The 24,442-nt window shown below is 32.8% G+C and carries 27 protein-coding genes; 16 read left to right on the top strand and 11 right to left on the bottom strand.

Going from position 1 to position 24,442, the window contains the following annotated elements; genetic code table 11:
• Positions 1–2 precede the first annotated feature (2 nt).
• Positions 3–767 (bottom strand): hypothetical protein, encoded by a 765-nt coding sequence (locus H6622_13990; protein ID MCB9062630.1) that lies wholly within the window; start codon positions 765–767, stop codon positions 3–5.
• 161 nt (positions 768–928) lie between these two features.
• On the opposite strand from H6622_13990, the gene H6622_13985 reads away from it, so the two are divergent.
• Positions 929–1,609 carry a hypothetical protein gene (locus H6622_13985; GenBank protein ID MCB9062629.1) on the top strand — a complete coding sequence of 227 codons (681 nt, stop codon included), beginning with the start codon at positions 929–931 and terminating at the stop codon, positions 1,607–1,609.
• A gap of 20 nt (positions 1,610–1,629) precedes the next feature.
• On the opposite strand, the gene H6622_13980 is transcribed toward H6622_13985, so the two are convergent.
• The 3 genes from H6622_13980 to H6622_13970 form a co-directional block, all read right to left on the bottom strand.
• Complete coding sequence (locus H6622_13980) at positions 1,630–1,872, bottom strand: hypothetical protein (protein MCB9062628.1); 243 nt, start codon at positions 1,870–1,872, stop codon at positions 1,630–1,632.
• A 102-nt stretch (positions 1,873–1,974) separates the two neighbouring features.
• Positions 1,975–2,181: a hypothetical protein gene (locus H6622_13975; GenBank protein ID MCB9062627.1), complete on the bottom strand. Its 207-nt coding sequence runs from the start codon at positions 2,179–2,181 to the stop codon at positions 1,975–1,977.
• A 114-nt stretch (positions 2,182–2,295) separates the two neighbouring features.
• Complete coding sequence (locus H6622_13970) at positions 2,296–2,895, bottom strand: hypothetical protein (GenBank protein MCB9062626.1); 600 nt, start codon at positions 2,893–2,895, stop codon at positions 2,296–2,298.
• A gap of 203 nt (positions 2,896–3,098) precedes the next feature.
• Here H6622_13970 and msrA point away from each other — a divergent pair, with 203 nt between their 5' ends.
• The gene (gene msrA, locus H6622_13965) at positions 3,099–3,689 is read left to right on the top strand and encodes a peptide-methionine (S)-S-oxide reductase MsrA (GenBank protein MCB9062625.1); all 591 of its coding nucleotides are present in this window, start codon (positions 3,099–3,101) and stop codon (positions 3,687–3,689) included.
• Here the strand turns inward: msrA and H6622_13960 are convergent, their stop codons facing one another.
• Entirely contained in the window at positions 3,690–3,905 is a 216-nt protein-coding gene (locus H6622_13960) for a hypothetical protein (GenBank protein MCB9062624.1), read from the bottom strand.
• Between the two features lie 361 nt (positions 3,906–4,266).
• A complete protein-coding gene (locus H6622_13955; GenBank protein ID MCB9062623.1) occupies positions 4,267–4,527 on the bottom strand; it encodes a hypothetical protein in 261 nt (86 codons plus the stop codon).
• Between the two features lie 676 nt (positions 4,528–5,203).
• On the opposite strand from H6622_13955, the gene H6622_13950 reads away from it, so the two are divergent.
• On the top strand, positions 5,204–6,016 hold the full coding sequence (locus tag H6622_13950) for a hypothetical protein (GenBank protein MCB9062622.1): 813 nt from the start codon (positions 5,204–5,206) through the stop codon (positions 6,014–6,016).
• On the opposite strand, the gene H6622_13945 is transcribed toward H6622_13950, so the two are convergent.
• From H6622_13945 to H6622_13935, 3 genes are all read right to left on the bottom strand, one after another.
• Positions 6,017–7,087 (bottom strand): putative porin, encoded by a 1,071-nt coding sequence (locus tag H6622_13945; protein ID MCB9062621.1) that lies wholly within the window; start codon positions 7,085–7,087, stop codon positions 6,017–6,019. It lies immediately after the preceding gene.
• A gap of 70 nt (positions 7,088–7,157) precedes the next feature.
• Positions 7,158–8,723: a hypothetical protein gene (locus H6622_13940; GenBank protein ID MCB9062620.1), complete on the bottom strand. Its 1,566-nt coding sequence runs from the start codon at positions 8,721–8,723 to the stop codon at positions 7,158–7,160.
• Positions 8,724–8,818: 95 nt separating this feature from the next.
• Positions 8,819–9,805, bottom strand: coding sequence for a hypothetical protein (locus H6622_13935; GenBank protein ID MCB9062619.1), 987 nt, complete (start codon positions 9,803–9,805; stop codon positions 8,819–8,821).
• Between the two features lie 164 nt (positions 9,806–9,969).
• Between H6622_13935 and H6622_13930 the strand changes: the two genes are divergently transcribed.
• From H6622_13930 to H6622_13885, 10 genes are all read left to right on the top strand, one after another.
• Positions 9,970–10,263, top strand: coding sequence for a hypothetical protein (locus H6622_13930; GenBank protein MCB9062618.1), 294 nt, complete (start codon positions 9,970–9,972; stop codon positions 10,261–10,263).
• Positions 10,264–10,332: 69 nt separating this feature from the next.
• Positions 10,333–11,319: a tyrosine-type recombinase/integrase gene (locus tag H6622_13925; GenBank protein ID MCB9062617.1), complete on the top strand. Its 987-nt coding sequence runs from the start codon at positions 10,333–10,335 to the stop codon at positions 11,317–11,319.
• A 333-nt stretch (positions 11,320–11,652) separates the two neighbouring features.
• Positions 11,653–13,473, top strand: coding sequence for a hypothetical protein (locus H6622_13920; protein ID MCB9062616.1), 1,821 nt, complete (start codon positions 11,653–11,655; stop codon positions 13,471–13,473).
• Positions 13,474–13,732: 259 nt separating this feature from the next.
• Positions 13,733–14,578: a helix-turn-helix transcriptional regulator gene (locus H6622_13915; protein ID MCB9062615.1), complete on the top strand. Its 846-nt coding sequence runs from the start codon at positions 13,733–13,735 to the stop codon at positions 14,576–14,578.
• A gap of 16 nt (positions 14,579–14,594) precedes the next feature.
• A complete protein-coding gene (locus tag H6622_13910; GenBank protein ID MCB9062614.1) occupies positions 14,595–15,263 on the top strand; it encodes a haloacid dehalogenase-like hydrolase in 669 nt (222 codons plus the stop codon).
• Positions 15,264–15,319: 56 nt separating this feature from the next.
• Entirely contained in the window at positions 15,320–16,102 is a 783-nt protein-coding gene (locus H6622_13905; GenBank protein MCB9062613.1) for a hypothetical protein, read from the top strand.
• 135 nt (positions 16,103–16,237) lie between these two features.
• On the top strand, positions 16,238–17,848 hold the full coding sequence (locus H6622_13900) for a hypothetical protein (protein MCB9062612.1): 1,611 nt from the start codon (positions 16,238–16,240) through the stop codon (positions 17,846–17,848).
• A gap of 18 nt (positions 17,849–17,866) precedes the next feature.
• A complete protein-coding gene (locus H6622_13895; protein MCB9062611.1) occupies positions 17,867–18,292 on the top strand; it encodes a hypothetical protein in 426 nt (141 codons plus the stop codon).
• 165 nt (positions 18,293–18,457) lie between these two features.
• On the top strand, positions 18,458–20,068 hold the full coding sequence (locus tag H6622_13890; GenBank protein MCB9062610.1) for a hypothetical protein: 1,611 nt from the start codon (positions 18,458–18,460) through the stop codon (positions 20,066–20,068).
• Positions 20,069–20,086: 18 nt separating this feature from the next.
• Positions 20,087–20,512 (top strand): hypothetical protein, encoded by a 426-nt coding sequence (locus tag H6622_13885; protein ID MCB9062609.1) that lies wholly within the window; start codon positions 20,087–20,089, stop codon positions 20,510–20,512.
• Positions 20,513–20,514: 2 nt separating this feature from the next.
• Here the strand turns inward: H6622_13885 and H6622_13880 are convergent, their stop codons facing one another.
• Together H6622_13880 and H6622_13875 are read right to left on the bottom strand one after the other, a co-directional pair.
• The gene (locus tag H6622_13880) at positions 20,515–20,865 is read right to left on the bottom strand and encodes a hypothetical protein (protein ID MCB9062608.1); all 351 of its coding nucleotides are present in this window, start codon (positions 20,863–20,865) and stop codon (positions 20,515–20,517) included.
• Positions 20,862–21,536 carry a hypothetical protein gene (locus H6622_13875; GenBank protein ID MCB9062607.1) on the bottom strand — a complete coding sequence of 225 codons (675 nt, stop codon included), beginning with the start codon at positions 21,534–21,536 and terminating at the stop codon, positions 20,862–20,864. Before H6622_13875 ends, H6622_13880 begins: the two co-directional genes overlap by 4 nt.
• 86 nt (positions 21,537–21,622) lie before the next feature.
• Here H6622_13875 and H6622_13870 point away from each other — a divergent pair, with 86 nt between their 5' ends.
• From H6622_13870 to H6622_13860, 3 genes are read left to right on the top strand one after another with little or no spacing between them, the layout of a single operon-like run.
• On the top strand, positions 21,623–22,384 hold the full coding sequence (locus H6622_13870) for a hypothetical protein (GenBank protein MCB9062606.1): 762 nt from the start codon (positions 21,623–21,625) through the stop codon (positions 22,382–22,384).
• The gene (locus H6622_13865; GenBank protein ID MCB9062605.1) at positions 22,374–23,342 is read left to right on the top strand and encodes a nitronate monooxygenase; all 969 of its coding nucleotides are present in this window, start codon (positions 22,374–22,376) and stop codon (positions 23,340–23,342) included. Before H6622_13870 ends, H6622_13865 begins: the two co-directional genes overlap by 11 nt.
• Before the next feature lie 50 nt (positions 23,343–23,392).
• Positions 23,393–24,436, top strand: coding sequence for a globin (locus tag H6622_13860; GenBank protein ID MCB9062604.1), 1,044 nt, complete (start codon positions 23,393–23,395; stop codon positions 24,434–24,436).
• The last annotated feature ends 6 nt before the right edge of the window (positions 24,437–24,442 follow it).

The following is a 24,442-nucleotide window of genomic DNA, read 5'->3' as shown; positions in this document are numbered from 1 at the left end:
AGTTAATTTCTTGTCATACCTTTTGACATAATTTTAAGACAACGCCAAAATCCAATTGAGCCATTCTTAAAATTCTTTTCTTTTAAGTACAACCCTTGTTTTTTGATAAAGTCAAAAACCTCTTTAGAAATTGGAAGTTTTTCAGGTAGTTCAAATATCTTTTGATTATTTTTAAACCATTCTCTAATCTCTGTTGAATGTGGGTCTCCAGCTACTGTTGGTATATAAAGACCTACAGTAGGTACTCCTCCAAAAGTATCCGGAATTTGAACTTGATCCAGTGGTAAGACTGAGGATACATACCATTTGTCGACTTTGAAAAAATGAGATGCCACTCTATTTTTGAAATTATTGACATCACCTTGTCCAATCAATCCATGAATTTGTACTTCCTTAAAAACTGTCTTTAGAAACTTTAAGACTTGAGTTGTAATCGAAGGGCCAAAAAAATCATAGTTTCTTGGGACTAAAATTTTCTCATCATTTTTATAGGCCTCAAAAAGCATATTATTTCTTTCTATATGAGTAGAAGTGAATGGTTTATGAAGAGTTCTATCATTGGCCAGGACAATGAGGTAATCCGCGTCAGTTTGTTCTATGGCCCCACGATTGATTTCAATATGTCTATCATGTACAGGATCAAAAGTTCCAACCACAATTATTATACTGGCCTTCTCTGGTAGGTTTTTTTTATCTAGCAGATCTTCAAGAGCAGCTCCAAAACAACTAGAATAAAATAAGTATATCAAAATAATGATGTATTTCATAAGTATTCCAAAAAAGAGACGGAGAACTTATAGCATAATAGATTCGAATATTCTCGAATTCTATATAAATTTCAAGCTGTCTAAGATTTGGTCGAAGAGTACACTATAAACATTATAAACAATAAGCGGCAATGTTTAAATTTATACGTTTCAAAAAATTTTTGACTTTTTTTATACTTTTCTTTGTAAAGGCAATTGCGAATATTTTTTATAAAGTTGAATATAATTGGTTAGATGGTAGTAATTTTGATGATTTTAAAAATGTGAGAATTATTGCTTTCTTAAATCACACCAGTTTATATGAACCTCTTTTTTTAGCGCCTGTCCCCATTAGAGTTCTTTGGGAATTTTCAAAAAATATGGTCGCTTGTGCTGCCGACATTACAATCAATAGGCCAATTGTAGGTCTATTTTGGAACTATTTTGCACCAGAGGTGGTCTCAATTACTAGGAAACGTGATGAAACTTGGCAATTATTTTTAAAAAAAATTCAAAAAGAGCGAGTCATCGTGACAATGGCACCAGAAGGACGCATGATGAGAAAAACTGGACTGGATAAAGATGGAAAACAGATGAGTATAAAAAGTGGAATTGCAGATGTTCTCCCTCTCATTTCAAAAGGAGAGATGGTCATCATTTATAGTGGAGGTCTTCATCATGTACAAACTCCAGGAGAAATTATTCCAAAAATTTTTAAAACGATTAAAATGAATTTAGAACGAGTTGATATTAAAGTTTATATGACTCAATTTGAATCTAATAATACTAAAAAACAAAAAGTAGACATAGTTAAAGATTTAGCTGAACGTATGAAGAAAAATGTTCCTAAAAATGAAGATTAAATTAATATATATACATGAATTTATTTCTTTCTCTTGGCCTTTGGATCAATAAATCTCAGCAGAATCTTTGGATCGGGATGGTTTGGACTTTCTTCATTCCCTGCAAATAAATTTTCCCAACCGCTATAGGCAATGAGTTTTGCGAAACATTTTGGACATTCAATTTTCTTTTCATTATTCGAAATATTTGAAAGTTTGACTTCTATACTATTTCCACATTCTGGACATAAAGGAGCTTGTACATTTACGATTTTATTACTCATATCATTCTTTTGTTATATAAGATTCAAATGGGTTAGTGCTAGACATGAAGTATTTCACGATATCACCTTCATATATATTCGGGTTTATTTACTTCTATTTTATCAATATTTTGAAAATCTATCTAAATTTTCTAATGTGTTTTCCCATTTTTCTTCGTTATTTTGAGTGCTAATTATTTTCATTTTTATATATAGTGAATTTTTAGTGTATAAAAACGCTTCATTTTGTGATTCATGTTTTTCATTTGACGTTTCGGTAGGACTTCTCTTAGAAGTTTGCAAAAAGAGATTTTTATTATCTGTAAACATCTTTTTTGTGAGTGTAGTTATAAAAAAATACTCGCTCTTTTAAAATTGTGTTTATTCTTTTTAAACAGACTAACATGAATGTTCTCTCAAAATTTGAGGAGATTTCAAGTGAGACTAAATATGTACTCTTAGATAATTTATTAATTTGATTATTATTTCCAAATACGGGTCATGATCTATTTCGGTATCATTGTGCAATGTTTCTTGAAAACGTTCTGGTATATAACCGATTTCACCCAAAATCTTTATATTTTCTCTTATAGACATATTAAGTGCATCTATATATTTCGCATTATATTTATTAATCTCAATTTCTGCGATGACAATTTCAAGTTTGTCTTGATTAAATCCATTTAAAAGAATCCAATCTCCTATGTCTTTATATAAATTTTGTTCAAAAAGTAACTCAAATATATTCAAGCGACCATTGAGGTTGAGAATCGGGTTTTGAACTTTTATATATTTATGCAATTCATTTTTACTTTGAACATATGTTTTTAATCTAAGCTTCTTTGGGTGAATAAAGTGCAAGTTATAATTCGAATTAGAAACTTGCAACCAATTATTATGAACTTGATTGATGTAGTCAGCGATTAATTCACTACCTTTGTGATTTGTTATATCAGACGACCTGAGAATTTTTTCACATATTTTATTTTGCGCCTGTGATGACCAAGAGAATACAATTAAACAAGTTATTACAACAAACTTCATTCTTACACCTAATATTTCATAGAAAACATAGTCCATTATCAAAATAATTAAAAAATTCCAACAAAAAACAAATGTTTGTTTTTACAATTTAAAGTAAAGATATGCATTTTAAATATTGTTCTTCTATAATCAGATAGTTATGAAAAAAATGTAACATTTTTTGTGACGAGGACACTTATATTGAAATACGAAGGAGTATTAAAATGAAAGGAAAATTATCTGTCATAAAAAAATTGATTTGTATTTTTATCATATTTCAATCTCAATTATTTGCGGAGAAGAAAACCGCTATTTTTGCAGGTGGATGTTTTTGGTGTATGGAGGCCGATTTTGAAAAGCTTAACGGGGTCACAGATGTTAGTTCTGGTTTCTCTGGTGGGATAGAAGCGAATCCAACTTATAGGGGGAACCATGAAGGCCATTATGAGGTTGTCAGAGTAACTTACGATTCTAAGAAATTGAATTACAAAGAACTTTTAGATTACTATTGGATACATATAGATCCATTTGATTCAGAAGGACAATTTTGTGATAAAGGCCCAACATATAAAACGGCAATATTTGTCTCAAATTCAGAAGAACGAAAAATAGCACAAGAAAGCAAAAAAGGTATTGAAAATAGATTCCCTGGCCAATCAATAGCAACGGCGATACTAGATACAACAGATTTTTTTCCAATGAAAGGCAATGAAGAATATCATCAAGATTACTATAAAAAAAATCCCGTCAGATATAAACTATATCGATGGAATTGTGGTAGAGATCAAAGGTTGAATCAAATCTGGAATCATTAATCATATTATATTAAGTTTTTTCATCAAATTGACTTGTACACTAGTTGTGTTCACTGGTCTGGCCATAACCTCAGCACTATCCTTATGTACTTTTTCTGCCGCTTCAAGCAAAACACTGATTTGAAAGGCTATTGATCCAGCTTCTTTTAATTTTTGAAACTGATAGTAGCTCGAGTTTATAAGAGGTAAAGGGGAATTTAGCCATATTAAATTCATAGTCACTTATCGGCAAATAAAAGCAGATGTAGAGTAAAAAAATCTATTAATATGTGATATCCAATGTTTAAATGACGTCGAAGCATTCAAACATGCGTATTTACGTCGAGTTGAATCAGATAAAAAGGATACCGAAGGGTAGTTTCTCTAAAGGCGAGATATTGGTCTAGTTTAAGTGATTTCCCTGGATGTTTTAAGCTAGAAATATTATCCGATAAATATTTCGACATGACTCAACTCTCAATAGAAAGTAGAATAATTGCAGTTACTCAATTAGAAAAACCAATTTTAAAATACTGCTTGATACGAAATGTCGACAACTCTCGGCGATTTTTTTTAATACTTTTGAAGGACAAATACATTAGTCTATAGTTTGACATTGGTAAGTCTGATCTGGGAAGAGTAAGCAGCCTTTATATTCCGTATATGTAAAACTTTTAAATCCTGTAGGAAAGATTATTAAACCTCTTGGAACTAGACTGCCTTTGAGGGCCTGAAAGCGTTTTTCAAATATTTCTTTTTTTTGAGAGACTCCAATATTATTGGTGATATTCATTTTATGTAGATAAGTTTTTAATTTGGGGTCATGAATAGTTTCATCAATTAACATTATTGGATGCATGCATTCCCCTTTATTATCAAATGTAATATTGCAAGGCCAAACAGTTGATTCATTGGTTTGTTAATATCTTGTTTTGGTATCCTTTTTAATGAGTCATATCGGGAGTCATATATGTTATGAGTTATAATAGAAATTATAACTCATAGAGTGTTGATTTTGACTTTTGTAAAATCTCAAAATGGTTAATATTTGTATTAAAGGTTAATTACATAAACATTGATATAACAAAAATTGAATTTTCTTTCTCAAATCAACCTCGCCCATATTTAGTCTATTTAATATACTTGATACCCAAGTATTCATCCATAAATCATAATTCTTTACTCATCAAAACCTTAAAACAAAAAAATATAATTAAATTTATTAAAGATCAAAAAGATGATTTTAGAATTATAGATAATGCAATAGTTCGAAGCACTCTTGATAAAGATAATATTATTTTAAAAAACTTTAATAACTAGTAATAAGTTTCAAGTGAGTAAAGACGAAAAGACAAAACTTTTAAAGAAAGCAAAAAAAATCAAAAAACAGAAGGCCTATGATATAATTCAGACGTTATAGTTTGTAAATTTGATGCCTTGAAAATTGGTCAATCATTCACTATCTCCTTAAAATTAACCCCCTGAAATTATATAGAATTATAATTAATTTATAGCTTGAGCTATCATGCTAAATTATGAGGGGAAAAATACTTATTTCATTCTTAACAATCGTGAATGTATCTTGTACAGATCAGTCTGAATTTTTTATCAAAGACAAAGAGGTCCTATTTGGAAAGGCCCCAACTGTTGATGAGTTAGATGATCTCGAAAAAGATGAGCAAGTTAAGGTGATCAAAGATTTGTGCAAAGGTGAAGTAAATTCAAAAGTTATTGAGGCCAATTTTGGGGCCAATTATAGTTCATGTCCTTGGAATACAGCAGATAATGGAGACAGAATCAATGCAAAAATAACAGCGAGAGTTGAGCGTAATGTTGTTTTTGAACTACCTCCAAATATTGCTATTTGTGATATTTCATTTACTTCTCCCCAATCAAGCATGAATTATGACGACGACTTCTTACTATTACTTGATAATGCCGTCGTTGCAACAAATAACTGGATGGTCTCTGAAGGTTATGATGAATTTGGAACCAAAAAAATGATTTTCGATAAACATCCCCACTTTGATTATTATATTTATGATTGGAGTAAACTTATCTATACACCTGCCAAACAACCAAGCGTTGGAAATGTAATACATGAGGCAGGATATTGTCTTGGCAGAAATATTGGATCTAACTGTAGATGGCCTAAAACTGAAAATGATGGAGTCATTCAGGTTTCAATTGCTTCTGAAAAAATTAAAGAAATCATGCTTGAAAATCTTAAGAATTCAGCTCATTCTTTGAGCTTTGTTGTTACAGGTGATGATGATATCAATACCGATTGTTCAAGTTCTCAAGTAAAATTTAACTTAGATATCAAATATATAAATCTCTCAGAATAATCAAAACTTGAATTCAAAATCAGTGTGAATTTTATTATAGTGAGATTTGGAGTTCGTGTTTTTCATATCATAATAAACCGCTGAGATATGGGTGTTTTGAGTTATTCCATATTTCAATTTTAATCGATGGCCTCTACAAGTTGTTACTCCTCCACAACTGTCACCTTCACCAAAACCTCCTAATATTGAATTTTTTTCAATTGATCTATAGTCATAGATCAAACTTAACTTTTTGAAACTAAGTTGAGTTCCCAGAAGATAAGCATTATTTTCAAATTTTTTTGACGGTGAGACTTTTATCGCGTCCTTATTGTGGGCAAATTCGTAAAAAAACTTAACCATATAGTCACCAGATGTGTATTCTAGTTCTGTGAACATTTGCAAGATTGAAAAACCCATTAAATATTTGTTTTGGGCCGATAATGAATTTCCTTTGTCAACAATGACTGTTTCATTCTTAATAGAACTATATTTTAAAAATCCTCCACCAAATTTGATGAAAACAGGGCCTTTATATGAAAGTGATATCTGTGGAGCATTAAGAATAATATTGGCAGTATCTTCTTTGAAGTTTATCCAATGTCTTGAGAAAATATAATTAAAATCAACAAGTTCAAATTGATGCGCACCATAAATTGAAAAACCTTCAGGGGTATAATCATTATCAAATATGAGATCACTATTTACAGGACTAAAGATGTAATTTTTCATTTTTCCTGCAGATAATCCAATTCCATTATAAATAGACCAGTCGATATAGGCCAAATCTAAAGTGATACTTTTTTTAGATCCTCCTCCCTCTAGAGTTTGGTTTGTCGAAGTGATAGAACTTGTACCAGTACTTCCAGTTGCAAGTCCAATAATTGCCTTAATTTGGTCGTTTACACTACCACTGGCCTTAATTCTTGCACGTATTCGATCTCTGTTCAATGTGGTTTTAGAACTGCCTGTTCCAGACGACATTCTTTCATTTCGGTAGCGAATATCACCTTTAAGTTTAATTGAGGAATCCTTGAGCTCTGCTTTAATTGAGTAAGAATACATCATAAATATAAAAATTAGCATTTTCAAAATTCTCTCTCCAGAAAAATGGGTGATATACAACATAAAAATTATCGAAAACTAACTTTAAAAATTCAAGTTATGAATTGGTTAGAATGATTTTTTGAGACCTATAAATTTTTTCAGGATTTCTAGGTCTGAGATTATTATGAAATTTTGCACGACGAAAATTTTGTTTTTTGCTTTCAAATAAATCCTGACACAATCCACGTTGTTTTACATATAGTTCAAGATCTACTTCTCTAAATTCTTCTATAAGGTCCATAATTTCCTTGGCCGACATAGAAAAACCCGTTTCATTCAAGTGTTGAATCAATTTCGGTCTAACATTACTAAATATTGTTTTCATAGTCGAATCCATGGTTATGATTGTACTCAGTGTTTCAATTGACATCTCCAGAGACATATTTTTTTTGATTAAAGGAATATTTCCAATCGAAGGCATCCTTCTTATTTTATAGGCGATCCATGCCAATACTGTATTTTTAGTATTAGGTATAAAATTGTATTCGTAAGTTTCCATCCACTCATACATTTTTGAAAAAATCATATCTTTGATATGATTATCATAAACACTATTATAATTACGCCATTCAGCAACAAGCTCAAATCTCGGGTCTAAATCAATGTCCCCTGGTTGGAAACCTTCATAAGCATTTGTTCCCAAATGATTAAGAAATTGTCTATTTTTCATATCAAATTGTGTTTTAAAGGCCGGAATATCTAATATAGGAAGGCCTAAATAATAACTGGCCTCTTTGTAACCATAGTGAACTAATTCTGAACAATACCAACAGGCAGAATCTTCTGTATCGAAAGTAAAATCATAAGGAACAGATTTTCCGTGAGTCTCTTCATAGAGTTTAGCTCTATCAAAAATGAATTTTGCTGCAAGTCTGGCCACTTTCTCATCTGGGTATCTATAGACAACCATTCGAGCTGAAGATTTTTTGAATATTTTATCAATTGAATAATTAATTGTACCTGCTTCTATAACCGCTTCGACATTTAGCAACTTACCTTTTACTTCATGAATAATACTCACATGTGAAAATTGAGAAGGATAATGGCCTCCTATACGAGCAATGGCCGCTGAAACACTTGTTTCTCCTCTCCATAATAGTATATCTCCCGCCTTAAGATCTTGTCTGACATCAAAATCACTGTATTTAGAGTTATTAAGTGTCCAAGGAAAGTGATTGTTCGTAATTTTCGGATGAACACCTGAAAGGGAACTCAATCGATTAGGCCTAGTGTATAACTCCCCTATTGTATCTTCTAGAAATCTTAGTAATCTGAACATATTTTTAACTTGATTATTACCTTCGAGAGTTAGATGACCATCTGCATAGAATTCTTTGACTTTTTGCCTCAATATCATACGGGCATTAAAAATATTATTCAATATTCGATTAAGTCCTTTTTCTCCAAATTCTTTTTTAAATGAGTTTACTGGTAACTCTTTTAGATTCTGAAATATATATCTTAGGACCAGTATGTAATTGTCCTTATTAAATTTATGAGGATCGTTCATGTAATCAATAAAATTAACTACATTTTTATCGAGGTTAAAATTATGTTTAAAAGGGCCTTGATTTGCTACAAGAGTGACTGAAAAGAAAATGAAAAAAATTGTTTTAATCATATTCACTCCACGATCTAGGATTGATATCTAAAAGTTATCCCTGCTATACATGATTTGAATATATTTGGATATGAATTAATCAGTCTAAATTGATATCAACGGATAAACATTTTCAATATTTTATTCTTAAAACCTTTCATTTTATCTTCACATAAAGGGATATCTGGCCCATCTCTAAAAGCTGGTTTAATTCCAGTTTTAAGTAAAGTTTTGTAGAGTTTCTCTTGATATTTTCCAATGTATTCATAGAAGGCCAAAGATTCAGCTCCTTCCATAAGCATAAAGGCCTGGAACTCATCTCGAAGAACTTTAACATCATCTTTTGGATAATGCATCACATCTGTGAGAATCTCAATCATCCCTTTTTTGTCTTTTTCTGTAACGACCTCATCCCAGAATTTATAAACCGCATCCCTATATTCAGGATAAGAACCAAAAAGTGCATGATCGGCTTCATGAGAGAGTGTTCTTCTGTGATCTCCTTGAATCGAAGCTGTAATAAATTCATAATATTGTCCATTTGAATGTTCTTCAAGTTGCTTAAAAACATTTTCTTTGAATCGTCTCTCACGATGATTCAGAAATTCATTCTTTGCTGAGGCCAATTCAAAAAAGTTTCTCATGGATGTACTATTCATATTGTGACCAGCTATTAAATTTTTTCCTAAGTAATGAGCAGAATCTGATTCTAAATTAACAAATGTTCCAGCACGATGATGTCCATCTCCTTCGTAATAAGTTGATAATCTAGCAAGAGCATCTGTCATTGTATTATTATGAAAAAAAATGCAGAAATAGGTTAATTTTACATTTTTGATGGGAGAGCATTTTATAAAATCAAAAGCATCATAGGCCAGTCTACTTTTTTTTCTGTCCGATTTTGCGTTTAAAACTAGCTCATTTTGTTTTTCATCAGAAATAACTGGATAAATGTACTTAATCATGAACTCATCACGTTGCCATCTACGATAGTCTAGTTTTGTAAGTTCAAAACCTTCAGGATCAAAAATGAATTGAGGATCAGTAGCGAAAAGGTCCAATGTAAACACAAAAGCGAAAATTAAATAGATAATTTTTTGCATATATGTCCCCTGAGTTGTTTTTTGAGATATAGGCCAAATATGATCAAAATTCAAGTTTGATTCTGGGTTAGCTTTGTCCGCTTGTATGTATTATTGAGTAGTTAGAGTATGTAGACTCAAGGTTTGTCTATGACAAACCGATAAACTGTCTAAAAAGGTATGTTATGTCAATTCAACTTCCAAAAATATTAGATCTTCCACAAAGAACAATCAATAATCGAGATATTGCTAAAGAAATTCGTGGATTAAGAAATGATATTCGAGAAATTGAAGAACAAAGACTTTCAGAATCTCAGAAAGCGGCAACAAAATCTCCCTATGTGGAGGATATTTTCGGTTTATCAACTATACCCACTCAAGGTGGGAGCAATGAGGCCAATTGGAAAAGGGATCAACAATTTGAGAAACCAAACATTACAGTGGATTCTGTGGCCCTTAAAAAGCTCAATGTGATTTGATTTTCCGCTCACTTTAATTTCATTAATATTTCTAAGAAAGAGACGATAAAATTTTCAAAAGGAAAATTGATGAATTTGACTAAAAAGATTTACTCCCCTATCAGTTTATCCCGAATAGAAGAACTAAAAATTAACGAACTTGAATTTGAATTTTTTCAAAATTTTGATTCTCCCCATACCAGATTGGCCTACAGAAATGACATTGCTCAATACGCTCAATTTGTTAAGCAAAATTTTAAAAATATTTTGAGTATTGAGCAAAGTCAAAAAATTCATATTGTAGCATTTAAAGATTGGTTGAAAAATAATGATTATACACCTAAATCCACGACTCGAAAAATAAGTTCAATCTCGGCCTTCTTCAACTTTTTATGTGAAAAATCTGTCATGAATATTAACCCATGTCTCCATATTCGCAGACCAAAACAAGAAGTTTGCAAAGAAACAAATGATTTAAGTGATGAAGAAGTGTTGAGGCTTTTTGAATCAGTAGATACGGATGGATCATTATTGCATCGTTGCGTAATCTATTTGCTGTTTTCAACTGGTATTAGAAAGTCAGAGCTAATAAATTTAAAAATTAAAGATTTTAAAACAATAAGAGATGATCAATATATTATACAAGTTATCGGCAAAGGTGGAAAAATTTTACAAAAGCTAGTTCCAGATGAAACAGTCGATCTTCTATTTGAGTATCTTCATCAACTTAAGGCCAGTAATCATGAAGTTCATTTGGAGGACTGGCTTTTAAGGCCAAGTAAAAATCCAAATGAAAAATATAAAAATAATACTGATGCTTTAAATCGACCTCTTAGACCTTCATCCATCGATTATATTGTTAAAAAATATGTACTGAAGGCCGGCATTACAAAACATATTACTGCTCATAGTGCTAGAGCGACCTATATAGGTAGTGCAATCGAAAATGGAGTTGATCTATTAAGGGTTTCTCAAGATGTAGGTCATAGTTCTGTCAAAACAACGGAACTTTATAATAAGAGACGTTTAAAGATTTCACAATCGCCAGTACATTCACTTGGTTTTTTAAAAAAATAGTGTTCTAATAGATATCTGTTCGAAATTAAAAGAAATCGACTGAAGCTAGCAATTTAAATTTGCAGTTTTTGAAATTTTCTTCAAATGCCTATCAACTCCAGAAAAGTCTAAATCAGTGAAATGCTAGATCAATTTAGTAAAATCTTAAATTCCAGTATGTTGTGGTAATATCTTTAAAGTATGAAAAGAGATATTTTAATATTATTTTTACTGATCAGTTGTGGGAAAACAAGCATAAATATTGAGCTATTTAATGCTGAGTCGACTGACTGAAATCAAAATGTAACTTCACAAGGAATTGAAGGATCTTGGAACGGATTCGGTGGAGAAGTATTGGATGTAAAAAATAATGGTACACATTCTTTTATCTCCAAGGGACACAAAGGTCTTGAAATTTATGATACTTCGGATAGATCAAATATGAAGTTACTCTCTAGACTAGAGAATGAAGCCCCAGTAAGAGAGACGGCCATTGCTAGAGATGGTAAACATGTTTATTTGGCCAATGATACTAATGGTCTTACTATTGTAGATATTTCTGATCCAAATTCACCTCAACAAAAAGTTATTGCTGATACTGCTGGTAAGGCCTATGGCGTTGCACTTACCAGTGATGATCGGTACGCAGTCGTTGCAGACGATACTAATGGTATAGTAGTGATAGATGTCTCTGATGTGAATTCACCTTCAACTGTAGGGAGTTACGATACACCCGGAAACGCAAGTAGAGTTAAAATTTCATCAGATGATTCAAAAGTTGTTGTTGCTGATGGCCTACAAGGTATTCAAATTCTAAATTTAACAAATCCGGCCTCACCTTCTTTAATGGGAACATATAATACTCCTGGAATTGCAAGTGATGTCGAATTATCAAACTCTGCAAATACAGCTTATATTGCAGATGATACAGCAGGTGTCGTTATTGTTGATATTTCAGCACCAGCAACACCTTCACAAACCGGCATCTATAACTCAAGTGGAAAGGCCAAGGGAATACATTTATCAAGTGATGAGCAAACTGCCTATGTTGCTGATGATACTTCTGGTCTGCTCATATTAGATGTATCAGATATTCATGCCCCCGCTCAAATTGGAGTTTTGGATACAAATGGAGCTTCTCAAAGTCTTTCAGTAGATGAAGATACTGATACAATTTTTTTAGCTGATGGCACATCAGGATTTCTTTCAATAGATATTGCAACGCCCAGTTCACCCACCTTAGTGAGTAGTTACGGGACGATTTCTGATAGCAGACACATTTCTTTGTCTAGTGATGAGAAATATGTGTTTGTAGCAAATGCTTACCAAGGTTTGGTTATATTGGATAACTCGAACCCAAAGTCTCCAAAATTTTTAAGTTCTATAGACACTCCAGGACTCTCTAGTGAGGTAAAATTATCCAGTGATAATAATTATGCGTATATTGCTGACGGTACAACAGGTCTGGTAATTATTAATGTCTCAAATAGAACTTCCCCCTCCATAGTTGGCACTTATAATACAGCAGGTGTTGCAAGTGCCGTGGCAATTTCTAGCGATAATAATTATGCTTATGTTGCTGATTCTGGAAATGGAATTGTAGCTATAGATATTTCAAATCCGGCATCACCTAACCAAGTAGGACATCTTGATACTGTTGATTCAGCAGTGGGGATCAAACTATCAGCTGATAACAATTATGCATATTTAGCTCATTACAACTATGGATTTGTTGTTGTTGATATTTCGAGCCCCAATTCGCCAACACTTGCAGGAAGATATGATTCCACTGGATATGCATTTGATCTCGTTTTATCAAGTGATGGCAATTATGCATACTTAGCAGACTATGCTTCTGGTATGATAGTGGTCGATATATCTCATCCAACAGCTCCAACTAAAATTGCGTCTTATAATACAAATGGATATGCATTTGGAGTTGATATTACGAGTGATGGAAATTATGCCGTAGTAGCTGACTACAGCAATGGTATTGTTATCTTAGATATTTCAAATCCAAATTCACCGACTTTGGTCTCAACATATACTACAAAAGATATTGCTTTTAAGGCCCTTATTACCCAAGATGACAAAAACGTGTATATTTCAGATAAATCCAATGGTTTTTTAATATTAGATATCTCTAATCCTGCGTCTCCAAAGCTATTTGAGTAATGTGTAAATTTACACCATATTACTGATTTCATCTTTTATTCCTGCCTCAAATAGTTCTCTTACAAGTCTAAACATTGGTTTTAATGCATTCGTCTCGTTTTCTTTAAGTATGATTCTTGGTTTAAGGTTAGATTTGTATACTCTTGTAAATATTAGACCTTTAGCCTAAGAATTTTGTTAGATCGCATTCTTTTAGGAATATTTAAAACAAGCTCTCATAATGATTTTAAGTTATTAAATCTGATCATTGGTGTAAATTATGTTTTATAAAAGTGAACAAGAGACTTTGCAAAATATATCACTAATATTTAAATCAATTAGAAAAATCAAAGATTTTACTCAATCTGATCTCGCTGAAATTTTAGGCGTCAGTCAGTCCTATTTATCGAAAATTGAGTCCGCGAACATGATGCCCTCTGCATATCACTGGATGTTATTTTGTGAATATTTTTGTATTCATCCCAATTCACTTTTTTCAGGAGTTATAGAACATTTTGACAATGAAGTCCTTGTAGATCAAAATTTAGGACCAAAAAAATATGAAGAGAATGTGTCCTTATCAGTAAGGTTTTTAAGACCTATTTGTCTTGACCTAATTCATAATTTAAATCATAGAAAACGTAATGAATTTTTTAAACAGTTAGAACTAAATGCATTCAACTGTATTCTTCTTGACTATTCATTTGGCCCACAATTCTTAAATGATTTATACTTGTCATATAAATCTAACGAGACCTATAAGGTTGAGAAATACGTACCTAAAAACCTGAATGATCTTTATGAAATACACGGAGAGTTAGTAAACGAATATTTGAAATCAAGTGATATTTTCGGGTTAATTGAAATATTTTTTAAAAACTATCATAAATATGATTCACAAGTAGGTTTGATTTCTTTCGTTAGAGATGCCCAACATTGTGAAATAGAATTAGACATTGGCCACTATAAACAACTTACTGATAATGTGTTAGATTTTTATGGAAGTATAATACAAAGACATCTTATTGGACTTCAAACTGTATTTTTTCATTTGAATCATATGCAAATTCACAAAACATTTAATGATAGAAATCATCTATTAAAGCTTTCTTTGGTTTTAAAATAATGTTAGATTCACATTCATGGAAAAATTATTAAAAGAATTGAAAAGTCTCTCAAGATTCGAAAAAGGTAAATTCATAAATGTTTTCGATGCTGATGGTACGCTTTGGATAGATGATATTGCCGATGAATTTGCGCTATACCTAATTAATTGTCCTAAAAATGCTCATTACATAGATGGAAGTCTATGGGATGAATATAAAGAAATGATTACAACTGACCCAGTTGGGGCCTGTGCATTTTATATGAAGTTTTTTAAAAATCTTTCTAAGAATAGATTTCATGAACTTGTTTATGAATGGTGGGAAAACATATTCACACCAAGATGGATCGCTCCGGTGAAAAAACTTTTAATTGATTTGATATCAGATGATTTTGAAGTGATTATTGTAACGGGTTCACCACGCCTCCTTTTTTCCCCTTTATTAGATACTTATAAAAATTTAAAAGTATATGGGATGGAGTTTAAGGAAGATCGAAATCATATTTTCACTGGAGAGTATTCAGGAATTTTATCTGCAGGTAATGGGAAAAAAGAAATTTTAGAATCTCTAGGAAAACCTGTATTCATCTGTGTTGGAAATTCAAAACCAGATCTACCAATGTTAAAAATGAGTGAATTTCCCATTTTTGTGGGGGAAACTGATTGGCATGAAGATTGGAAACATCCAAATAAAATTATCCTCTAGTTAATAAGAAATCTTTTCCTCCGGCAAACTCAAATGCTTTTTGTTATCATACAAATATGGGAATTTTAAGCAAGCACAAAAAAAATGGTGAAGTCGGATTAAAAAAGTTCGTTAAAAATTTAGAAACGACTCCGTATGATAAATTTAAAGACATTATGCAGCGTGGTATATTAGAAGATCCAATGTACATGGTATGGATTTATCATAATTTGATTTCTTTTCGTTTTCTCTTTAAATTAAATGAGTCCGACTTTGATAAAGTTGTTGAGGCATTACCTAATTCTGTTCAGACATGTGCATTTGCCTTTTTTCAGACCCATTATGAGAGTGATTTTTTAAATCAGGCCAGTGAAAAAATCAAAAGAGAATGGAAAGAATTTACAGAAAATATTAATATTAACATAGCACAAATGCGTACAGCTCGAACCAAGATATTAGAGACAATAAGAAAATTACAAGACGATGCCGTAATAACTCCATTTAACTGGCACATTCCTCCAAAAGAAATCTTAAATGGTGACTCAATGAGCTCACTACCTAAGGAAGGAATTGTAACCATGTACTATCAAGAAACAAAAACTTTAGCATTACAAGGTGAGATGCGATCAAAACAGCGTCATGGTATCTGGAAACATTATTATCCAACAGGCAATCTTATGGTTGAAGGACTTTATGAGTTAGGTGAAAAAGTAGGTCCTTGGGTTTTTTACTATGGTAATGGTGGCAAACTTGCAGAAGGTGATTATTCTGAAAATTTAAAACAAGGAACATGGATGGAATATGATCGTGAAGGCCATGCCCAACAAGTAAGTTATGAACGAGGAAAGAAAGCAGCATAAGTAATCCGAGCAAAATCTACGGATATTCATATAGATCAATATAAAAAAAATAATCAGGCCAAATAGTTGACTTTAAGTTTTCTTACAGAAACAATCTTAATGTTTAATATTAACTTATACTGAATTGGAGGAGCTATGCTTAAAATCAGTATGCTGTTAGCAGTACTTGCTGGGTTCACGCACGCAGCGAAAGCTAACCAAATCACTGAGATTGATGATCGTCTCTTTGATGTTGAGGAAAAGTTGGGTGGTAAATATCCAATGACTTCGATCGACGCTAAAAAATCGCGCTTTGGAGGTGCGATGAAGTTTGAATTTACGATGGTAAAAAGTGAAACCGTAGATTCAATTGACAAGACTAGAGTTTCACAACAGGATCTTCAGGTAGATGACACCATTACGACAATGAATAACCGAATGGATTTGTTCTTTGCAGGTGATATCACTGACAATCTTGAATACTTGTTGGTACCCTCTTTCTGGCATAATACATATGGAGATGACTGGGATTCAGCAGCTCGTACATATGAAGGTGACAGATGGACTGAAATGATAGTTTACCGTATGTGGGGTATGTACAAAACATCTTTTGGTAATTTCAAGTTTGGACGTATGCTTGCTCCATTTGGAACTTACTCAAACACATATTCTCCAATTGCTGAAAGAGTACCATTCTTTCCAGAGTCTATGTTAAGAGGTGCCTCACACGGGATCTTCTTTGACTTTATCTTAGATGGTGTACAGTATCAGAAACAATTTAGACTAGGTTCTAGTAAACTTAATATTCAGGCCTACTCAGGTGTAAGTGCTGTCCTTTCATCAGAAGTAGTCAACGAAGTTGACCTTTCTGGAAATCCAGAGGACATCAATGTTGGAGCAAGAATTGGATTTACTACTTTAGGTGACAAAATAGATGTTGGTGCATCTATTTATCATGGACGTCGTAGATCTTCTTTTACGAACTATGCATTTGATACAACGATGAGATTTGGTAGATTTGGACTGAAAGGTGAATACCAGATGTCTAAGGAGAATACTTTCTCAGGTCAAGGATGTTCTGCAAAACAAGTTGCAGATGCAGTTTATAGAGTTGCCGTTTATAACGACGTGCTAGCAGCACTTGGATCTGCACCATCTGAGGCCATTAGAGTATCAGGAGGGGATCCAAATCTTGATTGTACAGACAACGCTGTAAAAGCTTATAATCTGGCCAAAACAGCAACTGGCAGTTCAAGTACGGCCTTACTGGCCTATTTATCGGCCGCAGCAACATCAGCTTTAAGAGATACTTTAGTGTCTAATAAGAGTCAGTACTATATTGAGCCAACTTTTCAAATTACTGATAAATTGATGCTTGCTGGTAGATACGATTGGTTTGATGCAAATACTGAGGCCATATTTATGGGTGGCGAAAAGACAGTTTATGCTTTAAGTTTACACTATAAACCAAATCCATTAGTAAATTTCCAAATCACTGCCGCAAAACATGATTTTGAAGCTGGAAATGGAAAAAATGCTGTTTTTAGAGCTTTAGATGACTTGGCCACTGGCGCGCAAGTATCTGATGGAACAGCACTTAATCTATCAGCTGTTGGTGCCTTAGGTAATCCAGCTGCAGGTGCAGCTAGTTATGCCGCTATGAAAAATGCTCTTCTCACTAAAGAAGATGTTATTAAAGTCATAAGCAAGGCCAACACTAATCCAGATTTTATGCAATATTATTTTAACGTTGTATTTTCATTTTAATAAAGGCGAGGTGTAGAAATGAAAAAGTTAATATCAATAATGACATTATTTTTCCTCGCAGGCACAGCACTAAGCGAGGAGTATGCAGTAGTAGTTCATCCAAGCAACGCAGACGCAAACGTAAAGGATGCTTTTTTGCTTTCAGCAGAGACTTGGTCGAATGGAAAAAAAGTAGAGCCTTATGAGATCCAAGAAGCAGGAGATCTTAAAAAGCTACTAGTGAAAAAAGCATTTCTAAAAGAAGTTTTAGGAATGAGTATTTCAGATTACAACAAACATTGGGCAGACAGAAAGGCCTCTGGTAAGACAACAAAACCAGCACCAACATCAGAATTTAGTGGTATAAAAAGATTCGTTTCGAAAAAAGAAGAAGCGATAGGATATATCCCAAAATCAGATGCAGATGGTTCAGTTAAAGTAGTTAAAACTTTCAATGTAAATTAATTTTTTACACTTTTAAAAAAGTTTGAGGGCAGGTTTATCCTGCCCTTTTTTTATGCAATATATTCGAGAATTCTTAAATTAATTTCTATTAAATTAGTTGACTTTAAGTTTACACAAAGAAACAATAATTCTTGAATTTATTAACGATGCTGTAATGGAGGAGCTATGCTTAAAATTAGTGCGCTGTTGGCAATCTTATCTGTTTTTAACAGTACTTATGCCAACCAACTAACGGAGATTGATGACCGTCTTTTTGATGTAGAAGAAAAGATGGGAGGAAAATATCCAATAACACCTATCGATGCGAAAAAGGCACGATTTGGTGGTGCCTTGAGATATGAGTATAACATAGTTAAAAGCAATAAAGTTTACTCTCTTAATAGCGGGGTTGCAACAACTGAAAAATTGCAAGTTCCAGATACAATAAATACTTCAAACGCAAGAATGGATCTTTACTTTGCAGGTGATGTTAATGATGACATTGAATACTTGCTCGTTCCTTCTTTATGGCACAATACTGCAGGTGATGATTTTGATTCTGCTGCTAGAACATTTGATGGAGATAGATGGACAGAAATGATTGTATACCGTTTATGGGGTATGTATAAAACATCTTTCGGAAATTTCAAGTTTGGTCGTATGCTTACTCCGTTTGGAACATACATGAACACCTATTCTCCTGTAGCAGAAATTATTCCTATCTGGCCTCAATCTTTGCTTTTAGGTGCAGGGAACGGTCGGTTTGTTGATATAAATATTGATGGTATTCAGTATCAAAAAATGTTCAGATTCGGACAACATAAATTGAATGTACAAATTTATACTGGAGTTAACTCTGTACTAAGTTCAGAAGCTTATTCAGAGGTTGATCTTACAGGTAATCCTGAAGATATCAATGTTGGTGCAAGAATTAGATTTACAACTTTGGCCGATAAAGTAGATGTTGGAGTTTCGGCCTATCACGGACGTCGAAGATCTTCTTTTACTAATTATGCGCTTGATACAACTCTACGTTTTGGTAGATTTTCAATGAAAGGAGAATATGTTTTTTCAAAGGAAAATACTTTCTCAGGTCAAGGATGTAATGCTAAGCAAGTTGCTGATGCGGTTTATAGAGTTGCTGTTTATGATTCTATAAGCAGTGCTTTGGGAAAACATAGCTCTATAGCAATGAATTATGTTGGAGGGGATGAAACATTAAATTGTCGAGACGATATGGTTAAAGGTTATAATCTTGCTTATGCAGCAACAGGAAATAAAAGTTTAGCTCTTTTGGCCTATCTGCAAGCTGGTGCCAAAAGCGTTTTGGTTGATGACATAGTTTCAGACAAAACACAATGGTATATAGAGCCAAGTTTTCAAATAACTGATAAAATTTTATTAGCAACACGTTTTGACTATATTGACTTAAATAGTGAGGCCTTTCACATGGGTGAAGCTAAAAAAGTCATGTCAGCGACTTTAAATTATAAACCTTATAATTTAATAAACTTTCAATTCTCTGCCATATACCATGACTACAAAGCACCAAATGGTAAAAATGAAATTTTTAGAGCTTTAGACGGGCTAGCAAGTGGAGATCTTACTACAGATGCTTCTGCTGCTCTTAACCTTGCTGCTGTTTCGGCCTTAGGCAATCCAGCTGCAGGTGCAGCTAGTTATGCTGCCATGAAAGCAGCACTTCTATCAACTGAAGATGTAAACGCAGTATATAGTAAAATAAGCACAAATCCTGACTTTATGGAGTATAGGTTTAACGTTGTATTTTCATTTTAATAAAGGCGAAGTGTAGAAATGAAAAAGTTAATATCAATAATGACATTATTTTTCCTCGCAGGCACAGCACTAAGCGAGGAGTATGCAGTAGTAGTTCATCCAAGCAACGCAGACGCAAACGTAAAGGATGCTTTTTTGCTTTCAGCAGAGACTTGGTCGAATGGAAAAAAAGTAGAGCCTTATGAGATCCAAGAAGCAGGAGATCTTAAAAAGCTACTAGTGAAAAAAGCATTTCTAAAAGAAGTTTTAGGAATGAGTATTTCAGATTACAACAAACATTGGGCAGATAGAAAGGCCTCTGGTAAGACAACAAAACCAGCACCAACATCAGAATTTAGTGGTATAAAAAGATTCGTTTCGAAAAAAGAAGAAGCGATAGGATATATCCCAAAATCAGATGCAGATGGTTCAGTAAAAGTAGTTAAAACTTTCAATGTAAACTAATCTTACTCTTTTGAAATTTTTAGTTTTGGGCGGAAGATTTCTTCCGCCTTTTTTTTGTGAAAATCAATAATTGGTAGATCTATGTAGACCAACCTTCCATTTAAAATCTTGAAATACTCCAAATATAGAAAATGGGAGAAAACTTGAACTTGATCAATATAACAAATTCCTGAAAATTTATTCCATGTAAGATGGTATAGAGATGAATTTTTTTCTTCAAAACAATATTTTTTATCAACTGTCACAAGTCCATAGTTCAAATTCATTGAATAGTGTCTAAACCATAATATGGCCGTTGTAGAAAAAAATATCAAGGCCAGTGAAATATTTAACCATTTATAAAAGATCTTCATTTCTTTGGTAGTTCAATCAGTTTCTGAGTAGTCGAGCTAACCTTTGTTCCATCATTACATAATTTAATTTGCTTATGATAATACACGAGTCCATATTCTCTTTTATTACCTTCTAAACGAACCATAATTTCATTTGTCTGGATGATTTTCTTACTGATATCAGCTTTATTTATAAAAACAGTAGAATACTTTCCAATTCCAGATTGAATCTGAAACTCATATATATAATTTAAATCTTGATAGATATTTGTTGAAATCGAATTCCCAAGTGAATCAGGACAAAACCTACCAAGAACATTATGAGGCCAGTCGCTTGAAGTTTGAAGTTCTTTAAGAAAAAACTCCTGTGTGGTTTGAAAAAAAATAGGAGAAGCCTTTGCTTTTAAAAAAGCATGTACATTTTGTTTTTTCACATTTTTACTCTCATCGCAATCGGTATGTGAAAAACTGAATTGAAAACCTTCTGAGGGGCCGTAGACTCCCGAAAACCATCTTTCTTTAGATCTTAAAGCAGAGCAAATGGCCAGAAGTTCTTCAAATACCGGAGATTCTGAACTAATTGGAGCACTCAGTTTATCTCCAATTCTTGAAATTTCTTGAATAACTTCTTTTTGTGGTTTTCCACAAGAAATTAATAGAAATAATAATAATAATGTTTGAAAAAGCTTCATACTCACATATCACTTATCGACAAAAATACACGATGGCCTAATAGTGGCCCTTCCCACTTTGATTTTTTAAATGTATCTATCCCGACATGAATCATCAAGATAAAACACTTCGCACAGCTTTTTCAAAATACACTCTACATCTTACTGAAGATGGATCTGTTAGTTTTCATTCAAAGGCCTATAATGAAGATGGACATTCCCTAAGTGGAGCTGCAGGAGAGACCATTCATAATTATATTGATGGATGTAAAATTATAGAAAAGTTAGAAAAACAAACGCATATTCAAATATTTGAAATGGGCTTTGGGATTGGACTAGGTCTTGAAACGACAATAAAAAAAATCGATGAAATTTACAGCGCTAAGTATATTGACTATTGCAGCTGTGAAATAGATTCAGAACTCGCACGTTTTGGGATAGCTTCGAGTAATTATAAGAGTGAAAAACTAAGACATACTTCAAATGAAATTAATTTTGAGATAAACACCAACAACTTTTACCGGATCAAAATTATTCTAGGAGATATAAGGCAAATGACCGACAGTATCCCTCCACTACTTGATGCTATCTATCAAGACCCATTCTCTGTGAAAAAAAACCCATCTCTTTGGACTTACGAGTGGTTCACTATGCTCAGACAAAAAAGTCATGAAAATACTATTCTTGGAACTTATAGTACAAGTGCATCTGTTAAAAAGACATTACTTAAATCTGGTTGGCTATATGAAGAAAGGCCTGGGTATGGGAGAAAAAAGACTTGTCTAAGAGCAACGCCTATTTATAACATTGAGTTGCCTATTTGTGAGGAATTGAAGTCTGAAGAAATAAAAATACTATATGACGAATAAAAATCCATTTTGCGAAAGTAATCCCATAAGAAAAATATTTGGAATAAAATATCCAATAATCCAAGGCGGAATGGTTTGGGTTTCAGGGCCCAAATTAGCAGCGGCAGTGAGCAATGCCGGTTGTCTCGGTCTACTTGGGGCCGGTTCAATGAAACCAGACCTATTTGAAGAAAATTTAAAGAAACTTAAAAGTCTTACAGACAAACCTTTTGGTGTGAATATTCCAATTTTTACACCTTATAGTGCTAAACAAATAGAGATAGCTTTGCGATTAGGAGTAAAAAATTTTTTCACTTCCGCAGGAAATCCTAAAGAATATACTTCTATTTTAAAATCGGAAAAATGCAAAGTTGCACATGTGGTATCGTCCCCAAAATTTGCGATCAAGTCTCAGGAATCTGGAGTTGACCTAGTTGTCGCAGAAGGTTTTGAGGCCGGCGGTCATAACGGACGTGAAGAAATAACAACAATGTGTCTAATTCCTCAAGTTGTCGATTGCGTGGATATCCCTGTGGTTGCCGCAGGTGGAATTGCAGACGCTAGAGGAGTGTTAGCATCTTTTGCCCTAGGTGCTTTGGGCGTTCAAATGGGAACTAGGTTTGTGCTCACCACAGAATCCAGTGCTCATGAAAATTTTAAAAAATTAATATTAAAAAGCAGTCCTGGTTCCACAAAACTTCTTATGAAAAAATCTATACCAGTTAGGCTACTTGAAAATAAATTGACTCAAGCTATTCAAAATCTAGAGGATCAAGGTGCTAGTAGTCAAACCTTGAGCGATTTTCTTGGAAAAGGAAAAGCTAAAGCAGGTATGTTTGAAGGAGACATCGAAAATGGTGAGCTTGAAATAGGTCAAATTGCAAGCATGATTCATGATATTCCAACAACTCAACAAGTAGTTGACTCAATAGTTCAGGATATTAAGTTAAAAAAAGAAAACTTTAATAATCTCCTATAAATCAATACAAAATAAATCCGATAGATAAGTGTATATATCTGGAGGTAAATTTGTTAGTTGATATCGATGTTATCAAGGAGTCAATCAATCTTCTCATACCAAATCGAGAAGTTTTTTATGAACTCTTTTTTAATAACCTTCTTTTTTTTGATGTAGACCCTAAAAATTTGTTTAATGAAAAAACCATAAGTGAAAATAAAAACTTTGTGTATCGTTTTTTTGATGAAGTCTCACAAAATGTAAACAATCTCTTACAACTTAGAGGGCTTTGTGATGAAGTTGCAAGAGTGTATATTAAGGAAGATATCACATCAGAACAGCGGGAAATCATTCGAAATGCTTTTGAAAAGTCTCTGGAAGACTATTTTGAAGAATTATGGAATGATGAATATAAATCAAATTGGGCCGTCATTTTAGATATATTTAAGGCCGGTGTATCAAGTGAGCTTACTAGACCTTCTATAAGTGAAGATATACAAACTGTACAAGAAGTTAAGGAAATATTTTCTGAGGAAATAGATGAAAATCCTCTTTTAGAAGATGAAATTGTTGTACCTGAAGAAGTTACAAGAGAGGAAGAAATTGAAGAAGAAATTCAACCCGATAACGAAAATACTGTTTTAGAGTTAAATTTGTCAGAAGATGATCATATGGATTTATTATCAGGAATAAATTCTCAAATCGAAAATAGTGATAGACCCCTTAGAGATGAATTGGATCGAACAGAACATCAGAGTGAGGCCGATGATACCATTGATATGTTAAGAGATGAGAAAGCGGAAAAAGAAGATGAAGAAAGTAGCAATGAAGAGATATTTATTTCAGAAAAACAGGTTAAATTGCCAATGAAAAATATTGAATCAGAACTTCTCGATGAAACAATGAAACATGTAAAAGAGGGAGTGTTTAACAAAAGTCCTCCTATTGAAGATGAGTTAAGTGATCAATCTTTTGAATCGGACATTGCTGGTCAAATAACTGAAAATGTGACTTTCATTAGAACTTATGTAAGAAAAATTATTAAAAAAATAATAAGAGAAGAAATTAGTAAAGAGCTTAGAAAAATCGAAGCAGAATTAAAAAAAGCTTCATAATTTACA

It is taken from the genome of Halobacteriovoraceae bacterium (genome assembly GCA_020635115.1).
Taxonomy (GTDB): domain Bacteria; phylum Bdellovibrionota; class Bacteriovoracia; order Bacteriovoracales; family Bacteriovoracaceae; genus JACKAK01.
The sequence above is the reverse complement of the archived record's forward strand: the minus strand, read 5'-3'. Positions and strand labels throughout refer to the sequence as shown.

Coding starts and splice junctions, on each gene's coding strand:
- H6622_13900 (MCB9062612.1), top strand. CDS start 16,238: ATGCTTAAAATCAGTATGCTGTTAGCAGTACTTGCTGGGTTCACGCAC.
- H6622_13915 (MCB9062615.1), top strand. CDS start 13,733: ATGTTTTATAAAAGTGAACAAGAGACTTTGCAAAATATATCACTAATA.
- H6622_13950 (MCB9062622.1), top strand. CDS start 5,204: ATGAGGGGAAAAATACTTATTTCATTCTTAACAATCGTGAATGTATCT.
- H6622_13970 (MCB9062626.1), bottom strand. CDS start 2,895: ATGAAGTTTGTTGTAATAACTTGTTTAATTGTATTCTCTTGGTCATCA.
- H6622_13910 (MCB9062614.1), top strand. CDS start 14,595: ATGGAAAAATTATTAAAAGAATTGAAAAGTCTCTCAAGATTCGAAAAA.
- H6622_13940 (MCB9062620.1), bottom strand. CDS start 8,723: ATGATTAAAACAATTTTTTTCATTTTCTTTTCAGTCACTCTTGTAGCA.
- H6622_13960 (MCB9062624.1), bottom strand. CDS start 3,905: ATGAATTTAATATGGCTAAATTCCCCTTTACCTCTTATAAACTCGAGC.
- H6622_13925 (MCB9062617.1), top strand. CDS start 10,333: ATGAATTTGACTAAAAAGATTTACTCCCCTATCAGTTTATCCCGAATA.
- H6622_13930 (MCB9062618.1), top strand. CDS start 9,970: ATGTCAATTCAACTTCCAAAAATATTAGATCTTCCACAAAGAACAATC.
- H6622_13975 (MCB9062627.1), bottom strand. CDS start 2,181: ATGTTTACAGATAATAAAAATCTCTTTTTGCAAACTTCTAAGAGAAGT.
- H6622_13890 (MCB9062610.1), top strand. CDS start 18,458: ATGCTTAAAATTAGTGCGCTGTTGGCAATCTTATCTGTTTTTAACAGT.
- H6622_13895 (MCB9062611.1), top strand. CDS start 17,867: ATGAAAAAGTTAATATCAATAATGACATTATTTTTCCTCGCAGGCACA.
- H6622_13980 (MCB9062628.1), bottom strand. CDS start 1,872: ATGAGTAATAAAATCGTAAATGTACAAGCTCCTTTATGTCCAGAATGT.
- H6622_13865 (MCB9062605.1), top strand. CDS start 22,374: ATGACGAATAAAAATCCATTTTGCGAAAGTAATCCCATAAGAAAAATA.
- H6622_13990 (MCB9062630.1), bottom strand. CDS start 767: ATGAAATACATCATTATTTTGATATACTTATTTTATTCTAGTTGTTTT.
- H6622_13870 (MCB9062606.1), top strand. CDS start 21,623: ATGAATCATCAAGATAAAACACTTCGCACAGCTTTTTCAAAATACACT.
- H6622_13880 (MCB9062608.1), bottom strand. CDS start 20,865: ATGAAGATCTTTTATAAATGGTTAAATATTTCACTGGCCTTGATATTT.
- H6622_13935 (MCB9062619.1), bottom strand. CDS start 9,805: ATGCAAAAAATTATCTATTTAATTTTCGCTTTTGTGTTTACATTGGAC.
- H6622_13875 (MCB9062607.1), bottom strand. CDS start 21,536: ATGAAGCTTTTTCAAACATTATTATTATTATTTCTATTAATTTCTTGT.
- msrA (MCB9062625.1), top strand. CDS start 3,099: ATGAAAGGAAAATTATCTGTCATAAAAAAATTGATTTGTATTTTTATC.
- H6622_13905 (MCB9062613.1), top strand. CDS start 15,320: ATGGGAATTTTAAGCAAGCACAAAAAAAATGGTGAAGTCGGATTAAAA.
- H6622_13955 (MCB9062623.1), bottom strand. CDS start 4,527: ATGCATCCAATAATGTTAATTGATGAAACTATTCATGACCCCAAATTA.
- H6622_13885 (MCB9062609.1), top strand. CDS start 20,087: ATGAAAAAGTTAATATCAATAATGACATTATTTTTCCTCGCAGGCACA.